The organism is Belliella pelovolcani (assembly GCF_900156785.1).
In the GTDB taxonomy this organism is placed as follows: domain Bacteria; phylum Bacteroidota; class Bacteroidia; order Cytophagales; family Cyclobacteriaceae; genus Belliella; species Belliella pelovolcani.
The window spans coordinates 183,930-207,398 of sequence record NZ_FTOP01000001.1 but is presented as its reverse complement, the minus strand read 5'-3'; the positions used below and the strand labels follow the sequence as shown (position 1 = coordinate 207,398).

At 40.7% G+C, this 23,469-nt stretch carries 18 protein-coding genes and 1 riboswitch; of the genes, 15 read left to right on the top strand and 3 right to left on the bottom strand.

The window, feature by feature from the left end:
• Positions 1-91: 91 nt before the first annotated feature.
• Genes BW935_RS00940 through BW935_RS00930 form a run of 3 tightly spaced genes read left to right on the top strand, consistent with a single transcriptional unit; the run spans position 92 to position 2,407 of the window.
• Complete coding sequence (locus tag BW935_RS00940) at positions 92-889, top strand: DUF4382 domain-containing protein (protein WP_076497642.1); 798 nt, start codon at positions 92-94, stop codon at positions 887-889.
• 2 nt (positions 890-891) lie between these two features.
• Positions 892-1,917 (top strand): bifunctional diaminohydroxyphosphoribosylaminopyrimidine deaminase/5-amino-6-(5-phosphoribosylamino)uracil reductase RibD, encoded by a 1,026-nt coding sequence (gene ribD / locus BW935_RS00935; RefSeq protein ID WP_076497640.1) that lies wholly within the window; start codon positions 892-894, stop codon positions 1,915-1,917.
• 7 nt (positions 1,918-1,924) lie between these two features.
• On the top strand, positions 1,925-2,407 hold the full coding sequence (locus tag BW935_RS00930) for a GAF domain-containing protein (protein WP_076497638.1): 483 nt from the start codon (positions 1,925-1,927) through the stop codon (positions 2,405-2,407).
• Positions 2,408-2,563: 156 nt separating this feature from the next.
• Here BW935_RS00930 and BW935_RS00925 read toward each other — a convergent pair whose 3' ends face one another.
• On the bottom strand, positions 2,564-3,136 hold the full coding sequence (locus BW935_RS00925; protein WP_076498133.1) for an LOG family protein: 573 nt from the start codon (positions 3,134-3,136) through the stop codon (positions 2,564-2,566).
• A gap of 309 nt (positions 3,137-3,445) precedes the next feature.
• Here BW935_RS00925 and BW935_RS00920 point away from each other — a divergent pair, with 309 nt between their 5' ends.
• The 10 genes from BW935_RS00920 (at position 3,446) to BW935_RS00875 (ending at position 16,876) form a co-directional block, all read left to right on the top strand.
• Positions 3,446-4,015 (top strand): non-canonical purine NTP diphosphatase, encoded by a 570-nt coding sequence (locus BW935_RS00920; protein ID WP_076497636.1) that lies wholly within the window; start codon positions 3,446-3,448, stop codon positions 4,013-4,015.
• A 19-nt stretch (positions 4,016-4,034) separates the two neighbouring features.
• A complete protein-coding gene (gene udk / locus BW935_RS00915; RefSeq protein WP_076497634.1) occupies positions 4,035-4,649 on the top strand; it encodes a uridine kinase in 615 nt (204 codons plus the stop codon).
• Positions 4,650-4,737: 88 nt separating this feature from the next.
• On the top strand, positions 4,738-5,100 hold the full coding sequence (locus BW935_RS00910; RefSeq protein ID WP_076497632.1) for a hypothetical protein: 363 nt from the start codon (positions 4,738-4,740) through the stop codon (positions 5,098-5,100).
• 98 nt (positions 5,101-5,198) lie between these two features.
• Entirely contained in the window at positions 5,199-8,162 is a 2,964-nt protein-coding gene (secDF, locus tag BW935_RS00905) for a protein translocase subunit SecDF (RefSeq protein ID WP_076497630.1), read from the top strand.
• Positions 8,163-8,509: 347 nt separating this feature from the next.
• Entirely contained in the window at positions 8,510-9,271 is a 762-nt protein-coding gene (porG, locus tag BW935_RS00900; protein WP_076497628.1) for a type IX secretion system protein PorG, read from the top strand.
• Between the two features lie 84 nt (positions 9,272-9,355).
• Positions 9,356-10,093: an isoprenyl transferase gene (locus BW935_RS00895; protein WP_076497626.1), complete on the top strand. Its 738-nt coding sequence runs from the start codon at positions 9,356-9,358 to the stop codon at positions 10,091-10,093.
• Between the two features lie 8 nt (positions 10,094-10,101).
• Positions 10,102-12,801: a BamA/OMP85 family outer membrane protein gene (locus tag BW935_RS00890; protein ID WP_076497624.1), complete on the top strand. Its 2,700-nt coding sequence runs from the start codon at positions 10,102-10,104 to the stop codon at positions 12,799-12,801.
• 2 nt (positions 12,802-12,803) lie between these two features.
• Positions 12,804-13,337: an OmpH/Skp family outer membrane protein gene (locus BW935_RS00885; protein WP_076497622.1), complete on the top strand. Its 534-nt coding sequence runs from the start codon at positions 12,804-12,806 to the stop codon at positions 13,335-13,337.
• A gap of 120 nt (positions 13,338-13,457) precedes the next feature.
• Positions 13,458-14,009: an OmpH/Skp family outer membrane protein gene (locus BW935_RS00880; protein WP_076497620.1), complete on the top strand. Its 552-nt coding sequence runs from the start codon at positions 13,458-13,460 to the stop codon at positions 14,007-14,009.
• Positions 14,010-14,216: 207 nt separating this feature from the next.
• Positions 14,217-14,313: riboswitch (TPP riboswitch) on the top strand.
• 163 nt (positions 14,314-14,476) lie between these two features.
• Complete coding sequence (locus BW935_RS00875) at positions 14,477-16,876, top strand: TonB-dependent receptor (RefSeq protein ID WP_076497619.1); 2,400 nt, start codon at positions 14,477-14,479, stop codon at positions 16,874-16,876.
• Positions 16,877-16,957: 81 nt separating this feature from the next.
• Here the strand turns inward: BW935_RS00875 and BW935_RS00870 are convergent, their stop codons facing one another.
• Both BW935_RS00870 and BW935_RS00865 read right to left on the bottom strand, forming a co-directional pair.
• Positions 16,958-17,650, bottom strand: a complete 693-nt coding sequence (locus BW935_RS00870) for a response regulator transcription factor (RefSeq protein WP_076497617.1) — start codon at positions 17,648-17,650, stop codon at positions 16,958-16,960.
• Positions 17,647-19,359, bottom strand: a complete 1,713-nt coding sequence (locus BW935_RS00865) for a sensor histidine kinase (protein WP_076497615.1) — start codon at positions 19,357-19,359, stop codon at positions 17,647-17,649. Before BW935_RS00865 ends, BW935_RS00870 begins: the two co-directional genes overlap by 4 nt.
• Before the next feature lie 225 nt (positions 19,360-19,584).
• Here BW935_RS00865 and lysA point away from each other — a divergent pair, with 225 nt between their 5' ends.
• Positions 19,585-20,817 carry a diaminopimelate decarboxylase gene (gene lysA, locus BW935_RS00860; protein ID WP_076497613.1) on the top strand — a complete coding sequence of 411 codons (1,233 nt, stop codon included), beginning with the start codon at positions 19,585-19,587 and terminating at the stop codon, positions 20,815-20,817.
• 561 nt (positions 20,818-21,378) lie between these two features.
• The gene (locus BW935_RS00855) at positions 21,379-23,466 is read left to right on the top strand and encodes a T9SS type B sorting domain-containing protein (RefSeq protein WP_076497612.1); all 2,088 of its coding nucleotides are present in this window, start codon (positions 21,379-21,381) and stop codon (positions 23,464-23,466) included.
• The last annotated feature ends 3 nt before the right edge of the window (positions 23,467-23,469 follow it).

Here is a 23,469-nt window from a genome sequence, read left to right as displayed (position 1 = left end):
TTTTTGAACCCGAGGCTTAGGCTTCGGGTTATTTTTTTACCTTCACTAAATATAGGTTCTTGAATCATTTATCTTTTTATAATTTTAGACCGTGAAAAAACACCTCGTCATCATTATTTTTGCATTCGCTTTAATTTCCTGCGCCACTGAGGAAGAGCGAAGCAATTCTTTGGTAAACATTTTCTTAGTAGATGCACCCGCAGATATTGATGCGCTCTGGGTAGAACTTCTTGGTGTAGATGTAGAAGTGTCAAGCGAACTAGATTCCTCGAGTCCCTTTTCCAAATTTTTGGAATATGAATCAGGAATCAAAAGGGTGGATGTTGCACAGCTCGTAGGAAATCAAGAGCTATTGATCGGTAGAGGGGTTGTACCTGCTGGAAGACTTTCGAAAATGAGATTGAGGCTTGGTAATGATAACTATGTCACCAAAAATGATGTGAGAACAAATTTAACGCTAAGCCCTCAAAATGAAGCAGGCCTCAGCATCGATGTTGACTTTCCGTTACGACCTGGTATATCACATGATATTTACATTGACTTTGATTTGCTAAAATCTGTCATTCAAAATGGCCCTACAGATTTCACCTTTCGCCCTAGTCTGAGAGGGTTTTCTAAGGCTGCGTCTGGCGAAGTTGCTGGGAGTATAAGGCCTGGTACCGAGCGCGCCTTTCTCTATGCTATCCAACAAAATGATACTGTTACAACTGGAGTGAATGTGAGAGCCAACGGAGAATTCGTTTTTAGAGGTTTGGAGGGCACCTACACGATTTTTATTATCCCAAAAAATAATGAATACCTACCTGATACGATCCGAACTGTAATCGTACAAAGTCAACAAAGAACTCAACTAGGAAATATCACCCTTCGCCCAAGACAAGAACCATGATAATGGATCATCATCATCTTTATATGCAGAGAGCCATGGAGCTTGCCGAATTGGGGAGAGGCAAGGTCAGTCCCAATCCTATGGTGGGTTGCGTGATTGTACATGAAGGTGACATTATCGGAGAAGGTTATCATGAATACTATGGTGGACCACATGCCGAGCCCAATGCTATTTTCAGTGTTTTGGATCAGTCGTTGTTAAAAAACAGTACTGTTTACGTCACACTAGAGCCTTGTGCGCATTTCGGTAAAACACCCCCATGTGCCAATCTTTTGGTTGAAAAGGGAGTCAAAAAAGTAGTTATTGGTGCAGTAGACACGAACCCATTGGTAGGTGGTAAAGGAATCGCAATACTAAGAAAGGCAGGAGTCGAAGTGATCCATGGTATCATGGAAGATGATATCAGGAAGCAGAATTGCCGTTTTTTTACCTTTATCGAAAAGAAGAGACCTTATGTGATCCTCAAGTGGGCACAGACAAGGGATGGCTTTGTTGCCAGGGATAATTTTGACTCAAAGTGGATCAGTAACTCCTATAGCAGACAGCTTGTCCATCGTTGGCGAACAGAAGAGGACGGGATCATGGTCGGAACCAATACCGCTCGCTATGACAATCCCAAACTCAATACGAGGGAATGGTCTGGGAAAAATCCCACACGGATAGTTATAGATAGAATGCTTCAGCTTGATCCAAGCCTATCGCTCTTCGATAGAAGCCAAAAGACCATTTGCTTCAATATTATCAAGGAAGAAAAATACGATAATCTGGAATTTATCAAGCTTGATCCAGATTTCGAAATACAGCATGTATTTGAAAAACTCTACGAATTGAAAATTCAAAGTGTCATCATAGAAGGAGGCACTTTTTTACTCAATAAAATCATCAACGCTGAACTTTGGGACGAAGCAAGGGTGTTTACAGGACAAACTAATTTCGGAACAGGCATATCAGCTCCTAAATTCAAGGGAAGACTTCTAGAAGAAATTGATGTTTTGGGCGACAAACTTGAGTTTTGGCTAAAAGACTAACAATACAATGGCAGAATCACTATATATTCCAACGGACGCAGACAAAGCAAGTAAATACGAAGCAATCTTACCTCAAATAGAGGCGCTTATCACGGGTGAATCTGATTTGACCGCCAATTTGGCCAATATCTCAGCGGTTCTGAGAGAATCCTTCGGCTTCTTTTGGGTCGGGTTCTATTTGGTAAAAGATGATCAATTGGTACTTGGTCCATTTCAAGGCCCAATCGCATGTACGAGAATTAATTTAGGAAAGGGGGTTTGTGGAACAGCTTGGAAAGAGGATAAAACTCAACTTGTCCCAGACGTAGACGCCTTCCCTGGGCATATTGCTTGTAGCTCAGCTTCTAAATCAGAAATTGTCGTTCCTTTTTCAAAAAATGGGAAAGTGGCCGGTGTGCTAGACGTAGATTCAGACCAACTGGCTGATTTTGATGAAATAGACCAAGAATACTTGGAAAGATTAATGCAGATTCTAGAAAAGACATTGTAATCGCAAAATTTATATAAATTTAGCGGTTATGATCGCTGGTTTTATATAAATTTTGCGATTAGAGAATAAACTCCTCGAAGTTGTCATGGTGAATAACCTGAATGGAAGCTTCAGGATAAGCATTTTTGAAAGTATTTGGGATGCGGGTTTTATTACCTATTTGACTTCCCACTTATCGATATGCTTGGGTTCAAAAGCCGACATTTTATCAAGTAACACGATAGGATCGCTGGATACAATCAAAAGATTCAATTGGGCCTGATGAAGAAACCCTTGCTCAGCACTATGCTGCAAAAAGTCTATTAACTTGTCATAATATCCATTCACATTATAGAGCGCTAATGGCTTTTGAATGTAACCAAGTTGATTCAAGGTCATGATCTCAAAAAGCTCTTCGAAAGTCCCTATCCCACCTGGCATAGCGATAAATCCATCACCACGCTCAGCCATCAGCCATTTCCGGTCTCGCATGGTCTCTACTACAGTCAGTTCTGTACAGCCTTGGTGCGCTACTTCTATATCGACTAGCTTCTGTGGTATAATTCCATACACTTCTTTACCAGCCGAAAGCATCCTATCCGCAATCACACCCATCAGCCCTACATTTCCAGCACCGTACACCAACGCCATGTTTCTTCGGATCATTTCATCTGCTAACACCTCTGAGGCTTGTGCATAAATCGGATTCTTTCCTTTATTAGATCCGCAGTAAACAGTGATTTTCTTCATCTCTAAGTTGATTTTGGTCAAAGTTAGGGAAAGGAGTTGGAAAGTTAAAAAGGTGGGCAAATTGGTTTTATTAGTAATAAATTAGGAGTTTAAAGATATCGTCGCCTAGGAATTTCTTTCTAGAAACTTGCATACCCAGCAACTTCAAAAGCAATTTAAAATCCGGTTTCAATCAATAAAGTTTCAGGGGGTTAGGGATTTCTACATACTATCTCTCACCAAGTGTTAACTTTGTAACTTTAAAACATTCTAACAAACCTTATATTTTTCAATTTTCCTACCCTCAATAAAATCCCTTATTTTTATCGAATGAAAATATGCTTTGCAACCAACAACAAGAAGAAAATAGAAGAAGTAAAAGCTGCTCTTGGTTCGGCTTTTACGATAGTTTCCTTAGAAGAGATCGGCTGTTATGAAGAACTACCAGAGACTGGAAATACCTTAGATCATAATGCTTTTCAGAAAGCCCGATATGTGAAAGATAACTATGGAGTGGATTGCTTTGCGGATGATACAGGGTTGGAAGTTGAGGCTTTGGATGGGGCCCCTGGAGTATATTCAGGTAGGTTTGCAGGAGAACCAAGGAGTGATGAGAGAAATATAGATTTACTTTTACATAAATTAGAGGATAAGAAAAGTAGAAAGGCGAGATTTAGAACAGTGATAGCACTGATCCTTGATGGTCAGGAGCACAGCTTCGAAGGAGTGGTCTCTGGAGAAATTCTACCGGAGCGAACTGGTACTGGAGGATTCGGCTATGACCCTGTATTCAGGCCAGATGGATATGAGCAAACTTTTGCTGAATTGAGCATGGAGGAGAAAAACAAAATCAGTCATCGTGGCAAAGCTGTACAAGCTCTTGTTCAGTTTCTGAAATAAATCACTAATTTTGTCCCCCATGAGCAAGCCATTTATCGTTGGAATTACTGGCGGAAGTGCTTCTGGAAAAACTTTGTTTCTAGATAAACTCCTCCATTCTTTTGAATCACATCAAGTTTGTCTGATCTCTCAGGACAATTATTACAAGCCTAGACACTTACAGCCCATAGATGATAAAGGCGTCCATAATTTTGATACACCCAACTCCATAGATTTTGAACAATACGCGCTGGACATCCAAAAGCTTCAAGCTGGAGAGACCGTCTACAGACAAGAGTACACTTTCAATAACCCCAACAAAAAACCAAAAATTTTAGAATTTGCACCTTCTCCAGTAGTGGTAGTAGAGGGGATTTTTGTTTTGTATTATCCCGAGCTGGCTAATTTACTGGATTTGAAGATTTTCATTGATGCCAAGGAATACATCAAATTGAAAAGAAGAATCGTCAGAGACAAAGTAGAAAGAGGCTATGACTTAGACGATGTACTTTATCGCTACGAAAGTCATGTGATGCCTACTTATGAAAAATACATTGAACCATTCAAGCATGATGCAGACTTAATTGTGCCTAATAATCGCAATTTTGATAAGGCTTTGGATGTGATCAAGACGTATTTGAGAGCTAGAATCTAATCGCTCACAGCAATTTAGCTAACGTTCATTTGCAATTTTTCCAATTGAAGTAAAGGGAAATCTACAAATATTTCTATATTTGCCACCCATGAAAAAACACGAAGGGCAACAAAACATCATCAAACAACGCATCACACTCGTGATGGTGATGTTTTTTTGTATGCTCGTGTCTGGTGTAGAATATTTTCCTCAACCCGATCTTGACCAAGCTACCAAAAAGGAAGCACAGACAGATAAAGAGGGCACCAATCAAAACCAAACTTTTCTGGATGTAGCAGTAGACGCAGTGGTGCCTTTTGTCACCTCTGTAGCACAATCTACTTTTTATATCATCTACGAAATTTTCGATTTTGAAAGAATTACAACATTCAAGAGCAGTTTTCAGCTCTTAAGCAATCTTGAATTTAGGGAAATACTTTTTGAAAGAATCATTTCGACCAACGCTCCCTAAGCGACAAGCTTCACCATTACATCATTGAGCGACATGCCAGTTGGCATAGCTTTACTATTAATTCATTTCAAAAAATCAATCTATAATAAACAATTACTATGCGTAACCAAGGTGTTATTGTGTTTTTGACGGTGATTGTTACAGCCCTATGTCTGTACTATCTGTCATTCACATTTGTATCAAACAACATTCAGCAGAGAGCTGTTGAATATGCGACTGACGAAGTAGGCAATGTAGACTTCGGAAAGAAGCAAGCGTATTTGGACTCTATTTACAGAGAGCCAGTTTACAACTTTTTAGGTGCTAAGTTCACCTACAAAGAAATCAAGGAAACTGAGTTGGGCTTAGGGCTTGACTTGCAGGGTGGAATGCATGTGACCTTGGAAGTATCTCCAGTGGAAATTGTCAAAGGACTTTCTGGTAATAGCAAAGACCCAATGTTCAATGCAGCATTAGAAGAAGCTACGCAGGCAGCAAAGACTTCCAATCAAAAATTTGTAGACCTATTCTACACTGCATGGCAGTCCAAAGCGGGGGGTAAAAATTTAAATACCATTTTCGCAACTGCTGCCAATAGAGGAAGAATTTCTTTGGAATCATCAGACGCAGATATTTTGAGCATCATCGATACTGAAATCGAAAATGCCATTGAGCGTTCATTCAATATCTTGAGAACAAGGGTGGATAGATTTGGTACTTCGCAACCAAATATTCAGAGAATCCAAGGTTCTGGAAGAATCCAAATCGAACTTCCAGGTGTAGACAATCAAGAGCGTGTTAGAAACCTCTTACAAGGTGTGGCCAAGCTTCAATTCTGGGAAGTCGCAGAAGTGAATGATTACCTAGGCGAATTGGAAGCGGTAAATTCACTTCTAGTAGCAGAGATGAAAGCTAAAAAAGGTGAAACTACTCCTGCTGATGCAGACATAGCTGATGAAGAAGGTGACGAGGCAACCGACCTTGAGAGACAATTGGCTGATGGCGAAGGTGATGACTTCTCTTCAGAAGTGTCTCCGATTTTCGCATTGACCAAAGCTAACTATGGTTTGGTATATGAAATCAGAGATACTGTTACTATCAATAGAATCTTCGCTAGAGAAGATGTGAGATCAATGCTTCCAAGAGATGTGAAATTCTTGTGGTCAGTGAAGCCTCAGAAAGCTGACAACATGGAATTGCTTGAGCTTTATGGTATTAAATTGACAAGAAACTCTGATCAAGCGCTTCTTGAAGGTGATGTGGTCACTGATGCAAGACAGACTTTGGATCAGACTTCAAGACCTGCTGTTAGTATGCAGATGAATGCAGATGGTGCTAGAAAGTGGAGAAAAGTAACTGGTGAAAATATCGGTAAGCGTATCGCAGTAGTACTTGATGACTATGTATACACTGCTCCTACTGTACAAGGTGAAATCCCTTCTGGTCAATCTGAGATCACAGGTAACTTCTCCTTAGAAGAAGCCAAGGATTTGGCAAATATCCTGAAATCTGGTAGCCTTCCAGCACCAACCAAAATCGTAGAAGAGGCTTTTGTAGGTCCTACTCTGGGTAAAGAGGCGAGCAATCAAGGTGTGATTTCCATGATCGCAGGTTTGGTATTGGTGGTATTGTTCATGGTAGCCTACTATTCTAAAGGAGGTTTTGTCGCTATTGCAGCTTTGGTATTCAACATCTTCTTTATCTTAGGTATCTTGGCTCAGCTGGGTGCAGCATTGACCTTGCCAGGCATCGCTGGTATTGTCTTGACCATTGGTATGTCTATTGATGCCAACGTCCTGATTTTTGAGAGGATCAAAGAGGAACTCAGAAATGGTTCTGGATTGCTTGCTGCGATCAATGAAGGTTATGGCAAAGCATTCTCTGCTATTCTTGACTCCAACGTGACTACATTCTTGACTGGTGCTATTCTATATGCCCTCGGTCAAGGACCAGTAAAAGGCTTTGCGATCGTATTGATGATTGGTATCGCTTCTTCTTTCTTCTCAGCAGTATTTATCACAAGAGTTATTGTATACTGGATGAGCAAGAAAAAAGGAGACAAGGCGAGCATTTCATTCTCTTCTCCATTGGCAAAAAATGTGTTGAGCGAATTGAACATCGACTTCTTGAGCAAGAGAAAAGTGGCTTACTTATTCTCTACAGGTATCATTGTGATCGGCCTTGGAGTTGCTGCTGTCAATGGCTTGAAGTTCGGTGTGGATTTCACTGGTGGTAGATCATATATTGTACAGTTCACTCAGCCTATCGCTACTTCTGACTTGAAAGTAGGACTTGATGGTGAGTTTGACGGGTCGGTTGAAGTAAAAACTTTTGGTGCAAATAATATCCTTAAAGTGACAACATCCTACTTGATTACTGAAGATGACGATGCGTCTAATGCAGAGGTAGAACAAAAAGTAAAAGAAGGGATTGCTTCGGTAACTGGACTAGAATTTACCAGAGATGCTGAAAATATGAAAGAGGGACAGTTTGCTATCACAGGTACCTCTAAAGTTGGTGCTACAGTGGCAGATGATATCAAGACTTCATCAGCTGAGGCGATGTTCTTTGCTTTGGTTGCAATCTTCTTATACATTCTATTGAGATTCCGTAAGTGGCAGTTCTCCCTTGGATCCATCATCGCCTTGGTGCATGACGTTTTCTTTGTGATTGCTGCATTTGCGATTGCAACTGCGCTTGGTGCTACCTTTGAAATCGATCAAGTATTCATCGCAGCAGTGCTTACAGTAGTAGGTTACTCGATCAACGATACCGTGATTGTATTCGATAGAATCAGGGAAAACATTGAGAACAGAGGTACTTCTAAGTTGGTGAAAATGTTCAACGATGCGATCAACCAGACGTTGGCAAGAACCTTGATTACATCCTTTACTACCTTGATTGTGGTATTGGTATTGTTGATCTTTGGTGGAGAAGTGTTGAGAGGGTTCTCTTTCGCATTGCTTATCGGTGTATTGGTAGGTACTTACTCTTCTATCTACATCGCTACGCCAATTGTAGTTGATTTGATGAAGCGTGAGATTGAAAGCGAGTCTACAGACACAGCCAAGAAACCTGCTTAATATCAATTAAGTATTTATAAATTAAAGAAGGGAGTTGAGCAATCAACTCCTTTTTTTATTTACCAAATAGGGGCTAGTAAGAATCATATTCCCGAATGGGAACGAATTTGATTAACCCCGGATTAAATCCGGTGGAGAGGTAGCAACCACTCTGAAGATCACCAACTCCGGAGGAGTTGAATAATGTAGTGTTATCAAGATCAAGGGGTCAATTATCAATTAAAATGCTGTTTTGGAGCGATATATTCTAACAATCTATTTGATATGAGTGAGTCTTAACATAAATTAACCCGTCAAATACAAAAGTAGGTTTTAATATCGTTTGGTACTTTATAAATTGCAACGTCTTGAAAAAAGTCAAATTCAATCTTTTCTTGTTTTCCTTGCTGCTAAGCAGCTTGAGCCTCTTGGCTTTGGTAGATGTAAAGGCGCAGCAATTCGAATTCGGAGGGGGATTGGGAGTGGCTACCTACTCAGGTGACATTGTCCGCAGATTGGACAAGGGTAATTTGGGTGCTCAAGGAACGTTATTTGGCAGACGAAATTTTGACAATGTATGGTCACTCCGACTTGGGCTTTCTTATGGAAGACTCAGTGCCACAGATAGTATCAATCCAATCGATGCAATGGCGGAGTTCAGGGACGCCTATTTCAAAGGTAATCTCTTTGAAGTATCAGCAGTGATGGAGTACCATTTTCTTGACTATCTTCATCCTCAATCAGCACACAGATTTTCTCCTTATGGTTTCTTTGGTTTAGGTTTTTCCTATTTCAATGGTTCTGGGGCTTTTGGATTTGATCCGAGCAATCCAGACAGAGGAGGATACAGCTTGGCCACTCCAGTGATTCCATTTGGGATTGGGGTGAAGTATAAGCTGAACAACAATTGGGGCTTGGCTTTAGAAATGGGGTTCAGGGCAACTTTCTCAGACCTGATAGATCGCATAGACAGTCAAGCGAGGTTCAGTAGAAATGATGATGGACAAGTAGATCCCTTGGAGCAAATCAGGTTTACTTATTATGGTAACCCTAGCGATAGGGACTGGTATTATTTTTTGGGTTTGACGGTGAGTTATTCTATTACGACGGTAAAATGCTACGCTTATTAATTAATTGACCGTTAGGTTAGAATTATGGAAAAGAAATAGCATTTTTGTACCTCCAAAAAAATACCGTAATAGGAATTGAACGGAATGAAGGAATCGATAGACAGTACAAAAATCCCTCAACACGTAGCGATAATCATGGATGGCAATGGGCGTTGGGCCCAGAAAAAAGGTGCCATGAGAGTTTTTGGTCATAAGCATGCTTTGGCCGCCGTAAGAGACACCATTGAAGCCGCTGATGACTTGGGAATCAAGGTTGTGACCTTATACGCTTTTTCTACTGAAAATTGGTCTAGACCAGCTGATGAAGTCAGTGCACTGATGGAAATCATGATCAATAGTTTTATATCCGAACTTCCCCGCATGCTGCAAAACAATGTACGACTGACAGCTATCGGGGATATTGATAGTTTACCAAAAGGCATGCAAGAGAATCTTGCTAACACCGTAGAAAAAACCAAAAACAATACGGGGGTTAGGGTGAATTTGGCTTTGAGCTATAGTGGGAGATGGGAGATTGAGCAAGCGGTAAAAAACATTGCCAAAAAAGTAGTCGATGGTCAGATGACCGTAGAAGATATCACACAGGAAGCGATTGCTTCCCATTTGAATACGAATGATATACCAGATCCTGAGCTTTTGATCAGGACAAGTGGAGAGCTGAGAATCAGTAATTTCCTCCTCTGGCAGTTGGCTTACACTGAGCTGTACTTTACAGATGTGTTGTGGCCTGACTTTAGGAGGCAGCACTTGGAAGAGGCTGTTCTGGATTATCAAAAGCGTGAGAGGAGGTTTGGAAAAACTGGCTCACAGATTAAATCTTAAAAGAATTGATGAAGAAGTACTTTATTATCCTAGCTTTTCTCCTGCTTGCAGGCTCGATCCAAGCCCAGATTCGTTTGGGTCAAAGTCGTTATACCTCTGCCAAGCCGGTGAATATTTTAGAATTGGATTATTCAAAACCGCAAAAGTTTAGGATAGCAGAAATCAAGGCAGTAGGACTTGCCACCTTGGATGAGATTGCCATTATCTCCCTCTCAGGCCTGAGAGTGGATGACGAGATCAGCGTACCAGGTGATGCTATTTCAAATGCTTTGAAGAAACTATGGGGACAGGGGATCATTGGTGACGTGAAAATCCTCGTCACCAAGATTGAAGACAATGACATTTACTTGTTATTGGACTTGACTGAGCGTCCGAGATTTAGCCGCGTGGAGTTCAGTGGTATCAATAAGACGCAAGAATCAGAGCTGAAAGATAAGGTCAAAATTCGTGGTCGTGTGGTCAGAGATGATGTCTTGAGTACCTCTCAGCGCAACATTAGACAATACTTCGTGGACAAGGGCTTTCTCAATACTGAGGTGAAGGTCATTCAGGAAAGAGATACCACTTTGCCCAATAGTGTGAAGTTGAGATTTGAAGTGGATACCAAGTCTAAAGTCAAGATCAACGAGGTTATTGTAGAAGGGAATGAGGATATTTCAGATAGAAAGATCAAAGGAAAATTGAAAGGTACCAAGGAGCACCCGAGAATGCACTTTGTAAGAGAGGTGTTCTCTAGATTGACCAATACCACGCCGAAATCTGCCAAGGAGGCGATTGTCTACAGGAATCCTGTGAGCGATGAAGAGGTGATTGCCTATATGAATAAAAACTTTAAGCTCAATTTCTTCAATGCTTCCAAGTTTGTAGCTAAAGATTTTAGAGATGATAAGAAAAAGGTCATAGATTTTTATAACTCTAGGGGTTTTAGAGATGCTGAGGTCGTTTCGGATACTTTGTACAAATACTCTGAGAACACTGTAAATGTGGGTATCAAAATAGAAGAGGGGAATAAATATTATTATAGAAATATCAATTTTGTTGGAAATTACATCTATCCCGATAGTGTGCTTCAGGCCAAACTTGGCATAGAAAAAGGTGATGTCTACAATAAAGAAAAGCTAGAGAAACGCTTGAATTATGATCCTCAAAGAGGAGATGATGTTTCTTCACTTTATCAGGATGATGGTTATTTGTTCTTCAACATAGATCCAGTAGAGGTCAATGTACAAAATGATTCTATTGATATTGAGCTTAGAATCATGGAAGGACCTCAAGTAACCGTAAATTCCGTATCCATAGAAGGAAATGAGCGGACTTCCGATCACGTGGTCATGCGAGAGATCAGGATTTTACCTGGACAGAAGTTCAATAGAAGTTTGTTGGTGAGAACTATTAGAGAGCTTTCACAACTTGGGTATTTTGATCCAGAGAATATTGAGCCTGACATGCGCCCTAATTTTGAGGATGCCACTGTGGACATTGTCTTCAAGTTAGAAGAGCGTCCCAATGATCAGGTAGAACTCTCTGGAGGTTGGGGTGGATTCTTTGGATTTGTTGGTACCGTCGGTTTGGTATTCAATAATTTCTCCATGAAGAATATCAGGAACTTTGATAAGTGGAGACCATTGCCAGTCGGTGATGGACAGAAGCTTTCTCTTAGAGTACAAGCCAATGGTCGATCTTTCCAAAACTACAGTGTGTCCTTGACCGAGCCGTGGTTTGGTGGCAAGAAGCCAAATGCATTGAGCTTTAGTTTCAATCATTCTGTACAAAGACAGCTTGATTTCTTCAATAGGGTAAATCCAATGCGTGAAATTGGGTCATTCAAAATAACTGGAGCAACCATAGGTTTAGCCAAAAGGGTGACATGGCCTGACGATTACTTTATGATCAGCAACACGCTTCAGTATCAAATATATGAATTTGACGAATTTGGTAGGAGTTTTGGATTGAGTTATGCCAGTGGTAGATCCCAAAGTGTAACATTCAATACGACTATCTCTAGAAATAACGTGGATAACCCAATCTACCCAAGATTGGGCTCGAATATTTCCTTGGCCACATCCTTTACCCCTCCATATTCTTCTTTGAATAGAAATATTGATAGAGAATCTCCAGATGAGGAAAGGTTCAAGTGGTTGGAATATCACAAGTGGATGTTTGACGGGACTTACTATACCCCTGTATTTGGATCTAACAAATGGGTCCTCAGTGCCAGAACGCATATGGGTTTCCTTGGATCCTACGGCAATAGGATCGGTATTATTCCACTTGAGCGATTTGTATTGGGTGGAGATGGGATGAACTTCAATAACTTTGCACTAGGTCAGGAAATCATTGGCTTGAGAGGTTATGAGAATCAAACGCTGACTCCAGGAGCAGAAGATAGGTTCAACCCAGAATCTAATAAGCCATATGGCGGTATAGTTTACAATAAACATGTGATGGAGTTGAGATTCTTGGTTTCTCCAAATCCATCAGCTACCATATTCTTGCTCGGGTTTGCAGAGGCAGGAAATAACTGGGGATCCTATGCAGAATACAATCCGTTTACTTTGTATAAGTCAGCAGGTGTAGGTGCGAGGATATTTATGCCGGCATTCGGTCTTTTGGGTATTGACTGGGGATATGGATTTGATGACTCTCCTACTACCGGTCAGAGAAGTGGGCCACAATTCCACTTTACTATCGGACAACAATTCAGATAATCATGGAAAAATTCATGAAATTGTTACTTTTGTCGGGCATATTGGTCATGTTGACCAGCGTGAATCATGCCTTTGCTCAGAAGTGGGGGTATATTGATACAGAATTTATTCTGAATAAACACCCTGATTATAAGCTTGTTCAGCAGGAATTGGAGACACTGAGTAGTCAGTGGAAAAAAGAGGCACAAAATTTGGATCGAGAGATCAAAGAAATGCTGAATACCCTAAAAGCAGAAGAAGTCTTGCTTACTGAGGAAATGTACCAAGAAAGAATGCAGGCAATAGAAGAAAAGCAAAAGCAAGCCGTAGCATTCAATAACAGGACCTTTGGTGTCAATGGGCAGTATTACCAAAAGCAAACTGAATTGATGCAGCCATTGCAATCCAAGATTTATGATGCCATAGATCGGGTAGCAAAGAGAAATGGTTTGGCTGGCTTGTTTGACAAAGCGGCCGGTTTAGGCTTGATCTACACGGATCCGAGGCATGATTACTCAGAGTTTGTGTTGGAAGAATTGGGGATCGAGAATAAATGACGGTCGACTGACGCCAAGCCACTATCGATAGCCTATAGAAAATTGATAGAGGTATTGGTATTTCGAGGTAGTGAATTGTATTGTATTTAAAAAAACAAAATAAAATAAATTATAATTAAGATGATGAAAGCAAAATTTATCCTTTCTGCAATTGCGATCTTTTGCGTGGGATTTGTAGCACAGGCCCAAGATATCAAGATTGGGTATACCAATGTAGAGTTGATCATGGATTTGATGCCAGAGATGGAGCAGATCGGTGCAGATATTCAGGATTATCAGCAGCAACTTCAGGTAAATATTCAGACTAAAGGCGAAAGCTTCCAAAGACAAGTACAAGCTTATCAGCAGGCAGCAGCTACGATGACTGAGGATGCTAGAGCAGCAAAGGAGAACGAATTGAGGAAATTACAGGAAGAGCTTCAAAAATTTGAGCAAGATGCACAGGTTTCTTATCAGAGAAAATTGCAGCAGTTGCTTGAGCCAGTACAGACTAAGGTGTTCAATGCGATCAATGCAGTTGCAGCAGAAAATAACTACACCCATATTTTCTCTGATTCTGCCGGCAATTCTCCAATCTTGTTGTACACAAGAGATGATGACAAGTTTACTGAATTGGTATTGAAGAAATTGGGTATTGAGATCCCAGAAGGTGGTCTTTCAGGAGATCAATAATAAAATCTTACCCAACAGGATATAAAATCCCATTCTTGCAAAGGAATGGGATTTTTTGTTTTGCAAAAGAAATATTTCATCTCGCAAAGAAGTTCAAGGAGCAAGGGTTTACACAGATAAATTTAGAGGTAGGTCGAGATGGTGTACATGTCAAATTTATTTCTATCAAGAATTTCATTAGTCCTTCAAATCGTCTACATTTGCACGCAAGATCATGAGGGGTGCCTTAACAAAACGGGCTGAGATCATACCCACAATACCTGATCCGGGTAGTGCCGGCGAAGGGAAATGAGTAACCATTACCAAAATCATTAATTTCAAAAGGACGAGTCCACCGAGTTTATCGGTATTGCATGCAAGCAAATTTGATATTTGGAAATGGGAATAGGGTGAACAAATCAAAGAAAATCATCCCCTTGGTTTTCTGATGTTTAACCATCCGCAGATGCGGACAAGCAGTAAATAACATGAAAAAGTATGGATTATCATTAGCGATCTTGCTAATGAGTTTTGTGGCAGTGGCACAGAACAGCATCAGTGGCTCTGTCAAGGATTCCCAAACAGGCGAACCCTTAGTAGGTGCCAATGTAGTATTGGAAGGAACTGGCCGTGGTGCGACGGTAGACCTTTCGGGGAAGTTTGAAATAAGAAATATCCCTTCAGGGTCTTATGTGCTCAGGGTTTCTTTCTTGGGTTACGAGACCTTGAAAAACTCCATCAAGGTGCCTTTGAACGAGGTTTTGGAGTTGAACTTGGATCAAAGTAGTATTTTCACGGAGGAGTTTATCGTCTATGGGACAAGAGCTACAGATGTGACGCCGACCACATTTCAAAACATCAAAAAGGAGGATATCGCCAAGCTTAACTTGGGCCAGGATATTCCTATGCTCCTGAACTACACACCTTCAGTGGTGAGTTTTTCAGATGCTGGCGCTGGGGTAGGTTATACAGGACTTCGTATCAGAGGTTCTGATCAGACGAGGATCAATGTCACCGTGAATGGTATTCCGCTCAATGACGCAGAGTCGCATGGGGTTTTCTGGGTGAATATGCCTGATTTTGCCTCTTCGGTAGACAATATGCAGATACAGCGAGGAGTGGGAACGTCTACAAATGGAGCAGCCACCTTTGGTGCGAGCATCAATATTCAAACAGATACGCGCCAAGATGAAGCTTACGGAGAGGTAGATAATTCATTTGGTTCTTTCAATACTAGAAGGCATACCGTTAAGGCTGGTACGGGTTTGATCAATGATCGTTGGGCATTTGACGCTAGACTATCGCAAATCACCTCTGATGGCTATATTGATCGGGCATTTTCTGATTTGAGGTCTTATTTTGTCAGTGGAGGATACTATGGCGACAAGCATGTAGTGAAGGTGAATATTTTCTCAGGAGCAGAACAAACTTATCAGGCCTGGGAAGGTGTCCCAGAGGCCTTGCTAGCCACAAACAGGACTTTCAATCGATATACCTACGATAATCAAACGGATAATTACCAGCAGGATCATTACCAATTGATCTATACTGGAGCATTGAGCCCTAACTGGAAGGCGAATGCGGCCTTGCATTATACCTATGGACGCGGTTACTATGAGCAGTTTAGACCAAATGATCGTTTAGAAAATTATAATCTTCCGAATCTTCTGATTGGCGGTGAGAGCATAGCCAGAATGGACATCATTCGTAGAAGGTGGTTGGACAATGATTTTTATGGAGGGGTATTCTCTTTCAATTATATCTCTGATGATGCCAAGTGGGATGTAGTCCTAGGCGGAGGAGCCAATCGTTATGATGGGGATCACTTTGGAGAGCTCATTTGGATGCAATTTGCCAATGATGTAAATATCAGAGACAGGTATTATGACAATGTCGCGGTAAAAGATGACAGGAATGTTTATCTGAAAGGTACCTATGAGGCTATTGAAGGATTATTCCTTTTTGGAGATTTGCAATATCGAGGAATAGATTATCGATTTGATGGAATCAATAATGATCTGCGTGATATCAGTGGGCAGGTGAGTTACAATTTCTTCAATCCCAAGTTTGGGTTGACTTATCAGACCAGTACAGGTAAATCTTGGTATGCTTCCTATGCGGTGGCAAACCGTGAACCAGTAAGGAGAGATTTTACAGACTCCCCGATAGTAGACAGAGCGCCACAAGCTGAAAACTTACAGAATATAGAAGCTGGTATCAAGGTCAATAAAAGCAGGTATGCTTACAATGCTAATATATATTATATGAACTACAATAATCAGTTGGTTTTGACTGGTCAACTGAATGATGTAGGGGCTTATGTAAGGGATAATGTTGCGGACTCTTATCGAGCAGGTATAGAGCTAGATGGTGCTTATCAGCTTTCTTCGAAGATTAGCTTGGGAGGTAACTTGGCGATTAGTAGGAATAAGATTGCTGAGTTCACGGAGTACTTGGATGATTATTCGGCAGCAGTGTTTTTCCAGGAGGAGATTACTTATACCAATACTGATATTGCCTTCTCTCCTAATGTGGTGGGATCAGCGATTTTGGATTATAGACCTTTCAAAAACTTTGAGTTGAGTCTATTGAACAAGTATGTAAGTAGTCAGTATATGGATAACACCATGAATGAAAATAGAAAGCTAGATGCTTTCTGGACAACTGACCTGCGGTTGAATTATGCTATGAGACCAAGGTTTGTAAATAACCTTGAGTTTACCTTGATGGTATACAATATTTTCAACAAACTCTACGAGCCCAATGGTTATACCTTCTCGTACTTCTTGCCAGGAGAAGGAGAGACAGGAAGGCAATTGATTACTGAAAATTTTTACTATCCAATGGCAGGAACCAATTTCCTTGCTGGTTTGAAGGTAAGATTCTAGTAGCGCTTATGCTTAGTTGAAGAATCTAAAAAAGGAGGGGAATTCCCCTCCTTTTTTTAAACCTCCTATCTCCTTAAAATCTTATTCACTGACGACCATTTTGAAACCTTCTCCATGAATGGTGATGATTTGTACTTTGGGATCTTCTTTGAGTAGCTTTCGGATTTTGCTGAGGTATACATCCATACTTCTTGCATTGAAGTAGCTATCGTCTCCCCAGATTTGCTTGAGTGCATGGCTTCGATTGACCAGCTTGTTGATTTCTGAGGCTAGTAGTCGTAGCAATTCATTTTCTTTCGAAGTCAGCTTATGTTTGCCGCTAGGGCTTTCGAGTTGCTGTTCGTCGTAATGTAGCGTGAAGTCTCCAAACTTTAGCGTTTTTAGACCTTCATGTGCTTCGCTTTTTTGTGTTCTTTTGAGAATCGCAGCAATACGGAGTAGCAGTTCCTCCATACTAAAAGGTTTGGTGATGTAATCATCCGCGCCGATTTTCAATCCTTCGATCACATCTTCCTTCAGGTTTTTGGCTGAAAGGTAGATGATGGGTAGGTCTTCCTGTACCTTTTTGATTTCTTTACCCAGTGTAAAGCCATCTTTTTTTGGCATCATAATATCAAGGATGCAAAGGTTGAATTTATCCTTTTTGAATTTGGACCATCCTTCTTCACCATCCCGGCATAAAGTGGTCTCGTAACCTTTCATGGTGAGGTATTCATTGAGGATATCTCCTAAGTTAGGATCATCTTCTACGATCAAAAGTCTTGGCTTGCTCATTGTTTTTTGGGTAGTTTGAGAGTAAATATACTTCCTTTTCCTGGTTCGCTACTTACTTGAATTTCTCCACGATGTGCTTCCAGCATGGTTTTGACATAGGAAAGTCCCAGCCCAAAACCCTTGACATCGTGTAGGTTTCCTGTAGGAACACGGTAGAATTTATCGAAAATTTTCTTCACAGCCTCTTTAGACATGCCTATTCCATTGTCTTCAATGGCTATGTAGACGTGGTCTTGGTCATCCCAAGATTGTATCTTGATGATGGGTTTGGCTTGCGAGTATTTGATGGCATTGTCAAGGAGGTTATTGACCATATGAGAAAGGTGGAATTTGTCAGCAATGATCGTTGAGTCCTTTAGTTTCGAATTTAGACTGATATTTCCGCCTTTATTTTCTACCTGCAATTCGACTTGCTTCTTTGCAGTTGAGATCAATTCTTTAAAGTCGACTGGTTCTAGTTTGAGTTTGAAATCCTTCTTATCCAATGCTGCGGATTGCAGTACTTTTTCCACCTGAGACCCAAGTCTTTTGTTCTCGTCTTTGATGATGCTGAGGTAGCGATTTCTGAAAGCATCTTGATTGGCAAGTTCTGGATCTTGAAGCGCTTCTACAGCTAGGCTGACAGTAGCGATGGGAGTTTTGAACTCGTGGGTCATGTTGTTGATGAAATCATTTTTGATTTCGGATAGGTTTTTTTGTCTGATGATGACCCTGATGGCGTAGATGAAGCAGATGATGATGATGGCTATGAATATCATGGAGCTCAAGACAGGGAGCCATACTTGTTGAACAACAAAGAGTTTTTTCCTAGGAAAATAGATGGAGAGGTAATTTTCTTTGCCTACGATATCACTAGGGAAAAGTCTGGCTTGTTGTCCATCACGGATTAGTTTCAATGCATCAGATACAGGAGTGATTGGAATCAGACTGCCTTTGTCATTGATGACTGCAAGATCAAATTTCTGATTGATACCTCTTTCGCTGAGGACATTGGCCAAAAATTGCCTCACAAAACTGGTGTCCATTCGGCTCAAGATGTCTTTTTGACCTTCGAGTAGTTCTTCCCAAGCTCTGTTCATCAATTCTATTCTCTCGTTGGCCCTCCTGATTTTTTCTAAATCCTCAGGGGGAATGTTGTACTCCCTTTCTGTTTCGATATCCCTTCTTCCATTGAATCTGCCGCGATAAGAAAGTTCGATTTGACTGAGGTAGGCATATTGCCTTTCTCTTTCTTGAAGCAGCACTTGTAATTCATCAGGAGTGAAAATGGTCGATGCCATTTCGGCTGTCAGGTTGTTGAGGAAGTTATCCAAATCTGCCAAGATATTGATATCAAATCCAGAGGCCTCTATGATTCTTTGGAAGCGCTGACTGAATTGTGGAATGGGGAATTGCATCACGGAGTCGGTCACGGATGGTCTCCTTCTATTTACGGGCCTTTGTCGGACTTGAATTTCAATGGGCTCAATGGGTTCGAATAAATATTTTTGTAAGAGTGTATCTTGGACCAGATAGTTCAGAAACACATCACTGGCTTCTCCTTTTTCTATATGGGCTACTGTAGCGGTGAGAGATTGGTAGACGTTCTGCTCAAATCGCTCTTCGTTGATCCGTAAAGCATTGCTGATCCAATAGAACTGAAACCCCAGTAAGCCAAAGCTCGCTAGGGACATCAAGACAATCATCAACTTCATTTTGGATTTGGACATGCTACAAATTTATAGGTTAATATGAACCAAGAGAGCGGCTTAACATTATTTAACAGCAAAAGGAAGCATGTTTGACTTTTAAATTATCAAACCTTTCGTACTTTTAGACCGTTGTTTAATTGTTTCTTAAAATAGCGAATAGCTAGTATAATACCGAAAAGGAAGGCCTAGGTCTTCCTTTTTTATTGTCCATCAATCCTTATCTTTGCGACTCAATTCAAAATCATGGAGTTAATCAATCAAACCTACCAAATACAAGGTCTAGCCCTTACAGAGATAGCAGCAAAATATGGCACCCCAGTTTATGTGTATGATGGCGCCAAAATCAAATCTCAAGTTAAGTTACTTCAAGAGGCATTTGCTAGTGTAGATCTCAAAATCAAATATGCCACTAAGGCACTTTCCAATATAAATATTTTGAAACTACTCAAGGCATCTGGTACTGGTATCGATGCGGTGTCCATTGAAGAGGTCATGTTAGGAATGCATGCAGGTTTTGAGGCTCAGGATATCATGTACACGCCTAATTGTGTTGCTTTTTCCGAGATCCAAGAAGCGGTCGACTTGGGTGTGATGATCAATATAGATAATGTACCCATGTTGGAACATTTCGGCAAGCATTATGGAAATACTGTTCCTGTATGTATCCGTCTGAATCCACATATCATGGCAGGAGGAAATGCCAAAATCTCAGTTGGCCATATTGATAGCAAGTTTGGTATCTCTATTCTACAATTGAAAAATATACTGAAAGTAGTGGAGGAGTACCAATTGCAGGTCACTGGCTTGCATGTACATACTGGTTCCGATATTTTGGAAGCAGAGGTGTTCTTGAAAGGTGCAGAGATTCTTTTTGACGCGGCAAGGCAGTTTCCTGATTTGAAGTTTTTGGATTTTGGAGGGGGATTCAAGGTTGGCTATAAAGAAGGGGATATCACCACAGATATCATGCAGGTGGGAGAGAAGGTTTCCGCAGCATTTCAGACTTTCTGCCAAGGGTATGGAAGGAAATTGGAGATTTGGTTTGAGCCAGGCAAATTCATTGTCAGTGAAGCTGGATACCTACTTGTCAGGTCCAATGTGATTAAATCTACTCCAGTAAGTACATTTGTGGGAGTAGATTCGGGCTTGAATCACCTGATCAGGCCTATGATGTATGATGCATACCATGGTGTAGTCAATGTGTCTAATACTTCTGGTGAGGAGCATATTTATACTGTAGTGGGCTATATCTGCGAAACAGACACCATTGCAGCAGACAGAAAGCTGCATACAGTATCGGAAGGGGATATTCTGGCCATCAAAAATGCAGGAGCTTATGGTTTCAGCATGGCATCAAATTACAATTCCAGACTGAGACCTGCAGAGGTATTGATCTTAGATGGTAAAGATTACCTAATTCGTGCAAGGGAGACTTTTGAAGATATTCTGAAGCATCAGGTTGATATTGGGATTTGATCTAAGCTATTTAGCATCAGATTATTAATCGTTTAATTTCCTGCTAATTTTTGAACAGATTTTAATTAGTCGTATATTTGGTAAGGGCAAAAATCCTAGATAGATATTCCCTAGTAGTAGTAATTATTTTAATAAAGACCCGGTCTCCATTACCGGGTTTTTTTATGTCTTCTAGAAAGTGATTTTCAGAGTTTATTGCGGTAGGAGAAAAAATATTCAAAAATTTTTAAATTATTTTTTTCAGCTACTCTAAGCTTGATTTTGCTTTTAAAAACAGGAAAAAAGCAACTCCTCACTACTTATTTGAACATGGTATTCTAGGGTGAAAAATAGCATTTTTTGAAGTGATCTTTATCATGAAAATATCTCGTATCTGATTTTGGAAATCTATAATTTATTCCATTAATTAATCAAAACGAGTGAAATAAAAGAATTTCATTTTGGTATTTGTAAAAAGCATAAAATAATGTTTCAAATAGTGAAAATCAAAATTATGCATTCAAAGAGCAAAATATCAGGGTGAAATTCAAAGCAAAGTTTAAAACCTAGATCCCTACCACGGTGAAAGCTTTCGGAATAAAATATGGCAAATTCTTCTTCTTTCTTCTCCTTCTAGGAGTGGGAAGTCTTCTTGCTGTATCCCATGCTCAAACCAAGGAAAACTCACTCCAAAATGCTAAAGTAGCTGCGACGACTGGCAATCAGATGGTGGGTAAGATAGAGGTAAATGTGTCTGGGAAATTGGCACTTTGTTCTCACGCAGAAAAGGGGCATATCATTTTAGATGTTTTTGGAGGTACAGCACCTTATACTTTTAGATGGAACAACAATTCTACAGAACAAAATAGATACAACTTATTCGCAGGTACTTATACTGTATTTATCACTGATGCCAAAGGCTTGCAGCATACAGAGCAAATCGTGGTTCAGCCACCTTTTCCATTGATTGTGGATTTGGTAGAGACCAAGAATGCCTCTTGTGGTAGTAGCAATAATGGATCTGCAAAAATCAATGTAAGAGTAGGTAGAGGGGAGCCTTATCGTGTGGAATGGAGTCATGGGTTGAAAGATAAAATGGAAGCTACCAATCTTCCAGCTGGAGACTATACAGCCACGGTGTATGATATTTTTAACTGTAGCACAACCGTAGCATTTTCTATTGGATCAAATGGCCCTGCAATCACTGTAACTGAAAATGTACAAGATGTATCCTGTACTGATGATCAGAATGGAGCGATTAGCTTGCAAGTTTCAGGTGGTCAAGCTCCATTTACTTATAAGTGGTCTAATGGTAAAACTACCAGGGATATTTCTGGTCTGAGCGCAGGAAACTATCAAGTATTGATTGAAGATGCTGCGGGATGTTCTTTGAGCAAAACATTTGAAATCAAGGCAGCAACTGCCATGGAAGTAGAAGCTGTGAAAATCACAGACATTACTTGCGCAGGAGTTGATAATGGCGCGATTGAGCTAGGTATCACTGGAGGTCAAGCCCCATTCAATTACGAATGGAGCAATGGTGCAAAGACAGCAAAGATTGCTAACCTAAAAGCTGGTAGCTACACAGTTAAAGTTACTGATGCCGCAGGTTGTTCAGTCAATGGAGTTTTTGAAGTGAAGGCAGGGGAAGAGGCAGTTGGATTGAAGTTGGTTGGTGTGGAGCAGATTACTTGTCATGGCAGCGAGGATGGAGCTATTGAAGTGGAAATCGTGGGTGGTATAGCTCCATTCACCGTGCTATGGTCAGATGGTGTCAAGGATAGCTTGAAAAGAACGGGGCTTAAGGCAGGTGCCTACACAGTAAAAGTAAGTGATGCTGGTGGATGTAATTCTGAGCAAGTTGTCAATATCACTGCACCACAAGCATTGACTGCTAGGTTGGACAATACTTTGGATGTGAACTGTACAACTGGTGAAGTGATCGGCGTGGCTTGGGTCAATATCACAGGGGGTCAGTCTCCTTATACCATCAAATGGAGTTCAGGTGCAGAAAACACCAGAGAGATCAATTTCAATAGTAGTACAGAAATCAGCATCGAAATCACGGATGCCAATGGCTGTACTACATCAGACAAAATGCGTGTCAGCTTCCCAGAAGTGACTGGCAACGCTCGATTAGATTTTGAATACAGAAAGTTAGAAATCACTTCCGAGCCAGAGGTATTTGTCAATGATCCATTACAGTTTGAAAGTTACATCGCTCCAGAATACATCACATGGGAGTGGGACTTTGGAGATGGTAGAGTATGTCAGGATAAGGATCCTGTGCATACTTACAGAAAAGCTGGTGAATATGAAGTAAAGCTGACGGCATACGATATCTATGGATGCTCTTCAGTAGAAATCAATACAGTTCAAGTTTTGGCCAATGGCGAAATAGTAGTCATGCCCAATGCATTCTCTCCAAATGGTGATGGGCTCAATGATACTTTGAAGCCAGTAACCAAAGGCCTCACTGCTTTCCAGATGGATATTTTCAATCACTGGGGTGAGCATCTTTATTCCGAAAATGGCCTAGAAGTCAATGGCTGGGATGGAACATTCAAAGGTAGACTTTTGCCTCCTGGCAACTATGTCTACAAAATAACCTACAAGACCTCCGATGGTCAATCGATTAACAAAACCGGAGGCGTCACCCTAATCAGATAATGT